This window comes from Bradyrhizobium sp. (assembly GCF_019242285.1).
Lineage (GTDB): Bacteria > Pseudomonadota > Alphaproteobacteria > Rhizobiales > Xanthobacteraceae > Bradyrhizobium.
In genome coordinates, this window is record NZ_JAFAVV010000371.1 from 1 (window position 1) to 3,728 (window position 3,728).

The window sequence follows — 3,728 nt, forward strand, 5'->3', positions numbered from 1 at the left end:
AAGCGCAAAAGCGCGCTTGTTCCGACCTCTCCCCGCCAGCGGGGAGAGGTGAAAGAGCGCCAGCGTCGGTCTCACAAAGACACGCTGCGGTGATCACTTGTGATGGCGGGGCACTGAGATGAGCGTTGCGATGAGCCCGCTGCTGACCGACCTCTATCAGCTGGCGATGATGGAGGCGTACCTCGACCGCGGCCAGACCGGCACCGCCGTGTTCGAGCTGTTCATGCGCCGGTTGCCGGAACGGCGCGGCTTCCTGCTTGCCGCCGGGCTCGAGCAGGCGCTCGAGTATCTGGAGAATTTGCGCTTCTCGCCGGAGGACGTGGCGTGGCTCGCGAGCACGCGGCGGTTCCGCCCGAAGCTCCTCGAATACTTGGCCTCGTTTCGCTTCACCGGCGACGTGCACGCGATACCGGAGGGAACGGTGTTCTTCCCGGACGAGCCGATCCTGCGCGTGACCGCGCCGCTGCCGCAGGCGCAGCTCGTCGAGTCACGCCTGATCAACATCGTGCATTATCAGTCGATGATCGCCTCAAAGGCCGCGCGCATCATGCTCGCGGCGCCGGGAAAGATGATGGTCGACTTCGGCTTCCGTCGCGCGCACGGCGCGGAGGCGGGTCTGATGGCGGCGCGCGCGAGCTACGTGGCGGGCTTTGCCGGAACGGCGACGGTGCTCGCGGAGCAGCGGTTCGGAATCCCGATCTTCGGCACCATGGCGCATTCCTTCATTCAGGCGCACGATGATGAGGCGGCAGCGTTCGAGCATTTCGCGCTGTCGCGGCCGGACAACCTGACGCTCCTGATCGACACCTATGACACCGAGGCTGCGGCCCGCAAGGTCGTTGCTCTGGCACCGCGCGTCAAGGCCGACGGGATCACCATCCGCGCGGTGCGGATCGACAGCGGGGATCTGATTGAGCTCTCGCGGCGGGTGCGGCGCATCCTCAACGACGGCGGCTTGAGCGGGATCGCCATCTTTGCAAGCGGCGGTATGGACGAGGATACGATCGCGGCGATGATGCGGGCCGGCGCTCCGATCGACGGCTTCGGCGTCGGCACGAGCCTCACCACGTCGTTTGACGCGCCGTCGCTCGATTGCGCCTACAAGCTCGAGGAATACGGCGGCCTCGCGCGGCGCAAGCGATCGGCCGGCAAGGTGACATGGCCTGGCCGCAAGCAGGTTTGGCGCGTGAGCGGAGCCGACGGGCGCTTCGCCGGCGACCTGCTGTCGCTCGAGGACGATGACCGCGAGCCGGGCGAGCCGCTGATCGTTCCGGTGATGCGCGATGGCCGCCGTCTCGCCGCGCCCCCGACGCTTGCCGATATTCGGGCGCGCTCTGCGAACGAGCTCGAACGATTGCCGGAGCCGCTACGCCGGCTTGAACCCGGCGCGTCCTATCCGGTGCGGGTCGGAGAACGCGTGATCAAGCTTGCGGCGGAGTTCGACCGCCGCCTCGGTCTGTAGGATGGGTTGAGCTCTTGCGAAACCCATCAATCGCCCGTCGTGAAGTGATGGGTTTCGCGAAGGCTCAACCCATTTGCGTCAGGAGAACAGGAGAGGGGGATGATCGTCAACACGAGCTGAAACCTCTCATAGCGGTCCAGAGGGTTCGACGCCCTCCCGGCAAAGGCTAGCCAGCCAGCCGGAAGCGAGCCTTGCGCGTGAGTGGCAACACGAAACGCGAAGCGTAGGTCAGCGGGTGCCGAAGCTGCGGGAGTGAGCCCCGAAATAGCCAGTTGCCGAAGCCTTCGCTGTATGGGTAGCGGGGGCAGCATCGATGTAACCGAGATGGCGAGGGTACATTGGTTCGACCGGGGTCGAGGAACGGAGCAGAGGCACGGGACGGATCGCCTGGAGACCTGAGAGATCCCATTCGCGTCCACGTAACTTGAAGCCGGCAGTTGGGGCGGCCGGACAAGCAAGCGCCCTGGCCCGGAAGATACCCTCCGATCTTGCGGGAGCGCTGCGGCGAGCACGAACGCGGAGGTAACCCGTGGGCAGTGGAAGCGAACCAATAAGCGACCATGGATACGCGATGGGAAGTCGTAGCGCCTTCGTAGTACCGCTGAGAGCGGGGGAACTGGGCTCACCGGGACCCCGAAGGAGGAAAGGGAGGCGCCGCGTGGAGAGAACCAGTGGCGGGACACACGGGAAGGGACGATGGACCCTGCAAACCTGTTAACGAAACGGCACTGGATAGTCGAGCTGGCGAGGAGGAAACCGGGAACGGTGCTGTTCTCGCTGCATCACGTCATCGACTTCGAATGGATGCGAGAGGCCTATTGGCTGACGCGCAAGGATGGAGCAACTGGTATCGACGGAGTGACAGCGAAAGAATACGAGGCGAACCTGGAAGCCAACCTGAAGGACCTCCGGGAACGCATCATATCCGGACGCTACAAAGCTCCGCCGGTGCGCAGAACCTACATCCCCAAGGCGGACGGCTCGCAACGACCGCTCGGCATCCCGACCTTCGAAGACAAGGTGGCGCAGCGGGCGATCACCATGGTTCTGGAGGCCGTCTATGAGCAGGACTTTCGGTCGTGCTCCTATGGCTTCCGGCCGGGGTGCTCGGCGCACCAGGCGCTGCAACAACTGTCAGGCGTCATCACGGTGCGACGGCAGCACTGGGTGCTGGATGTCGACATACGCAAGTATTTCGACTCGATCCCGCACCAAGAACTGCGGACTATCCTTGACCAGCGAGTGACGGATGGCGTCATTCGGCGGATGATCGACAAATGGCTGAAGGCGGGAGTTCTGGAAGACGGGCTCCTGCGCTACGCGACCGAAGGGACCCCGCAAGGCGGAGTCATCTCACCGACGCTCTCGAACATCTTCCTGCACCACGTGCTGGACGTGTGGTTCGAGGACGAGGCGAGACCGCGCCTAGTGGGGGAGGCGACGCTGGTGCGGTTCGCCGACGACTTCGTGATGACCTTCGAGACCCACCACGACGCCAAACGGGTCATGGAAGTGTTGGGGAAACGACTTGGACGGTATGGGCTCACGCTGCATCCCGACAAGACGCGCTTCATCGACTTCCGCCCGCAGCGCCGCGGCGGCACGCAGGTGGACTGCAAGGACCCTCCGTTCGACTTCCTCGGCTTCACCCACACCTGGGTGAAATCGCGGAAGGGCAAGAACGTGGTGCGGCAAATAACGGCAAAAAGCCGCCTTGCCCGCGCGCTGCTCGCGGTCAAGGATTGGTGCCGAGCCAATCGGCATCGGCCGATCCTCGAGCAGCTCGCCCGGCTGTATGCTAAGCTCGTTGGTCACTTTGCCTACTACGGCATCACGGGGAACTCGCGCAGACTGCAGCAGTATCACCACGAGGTCATGAAGACGTGGCGTAAGTGGCTCGCGCGACGCACGCGCTCGAAGCGACTCCCGTGGGATCGCCTCAACGCGTTACTCGCCCGCCACCCGCTGCCTCCAGCCAGGATCGTCCACCGCTATGCCACCTGAAAACGAAGCTCTCCCGCGAAGAACCGGATGCGGGAAATCTGCACGTCCGGGACCGTGAGGGGTGAGGGTGGAAACATCCTCACCTACTCGGCCCTACAATGTGTCAATCATGTTCGATCCCAAGCGCCACATCGCCTTGACGCCGGAGCCGTGGGACGAGGCTGCCGCTCGTACCGAGATCGAGGCGATCGTCGCCGATGCCGTCGCGCGGTTCGACGCGAAAGCATTCTGGCCCGCGCATCCGAGCGACGACGGCGCGCCC

The 3,728-nt window shown here is 64.4% G+C and carries 2 protein-coding genes; both read left to right on the forward strand.

The annotated features are described in order from the left end of the window. Positions 1–130 precede the first annotated feature (130 nt). Entirely contained in the window at positions 131–1,462 is a 1,332-nt protein-coding gene (locus tag JOY90_RS14545) for a nicotinate phosphoribosyltransferase (RefSeq protein WP_291691816.1), read from the forward strand. Positions 1,463–2,158: 696 nt separating this feature from the next. Beyond that, positions 2,159–3,466: a group II intron reverse transcriptase/maturase gene (gene ltrA, locus JOY90_RS14550; protein WP_291691817.1), complete on the forward strand. Its 1,308-nt coding sequence runs from the start codon at positions 2,159–2,161 to the stop codon at positions 3,464–3,466. Positions 3,467–3,728: the final 262 nt, after the last annotated feature.

What these genes read in the sequence shown, in the direction of transcription:
- JOY90_RS14545 (WP_291691816.1), top strand. Translation starts at nt 131, where the DNA reads ATGAGCCCGCTGCTGACCGACCTCTATCAGCTGGCGATGATGGAGGCG.
- ltrA (WP_291691817.1), top strand. Translation starts at nt 2,159, where the DNA reads ATGGACCCTGCAAACCTGTTAACGAAACGGCACTGGATAGTCGAGCTG.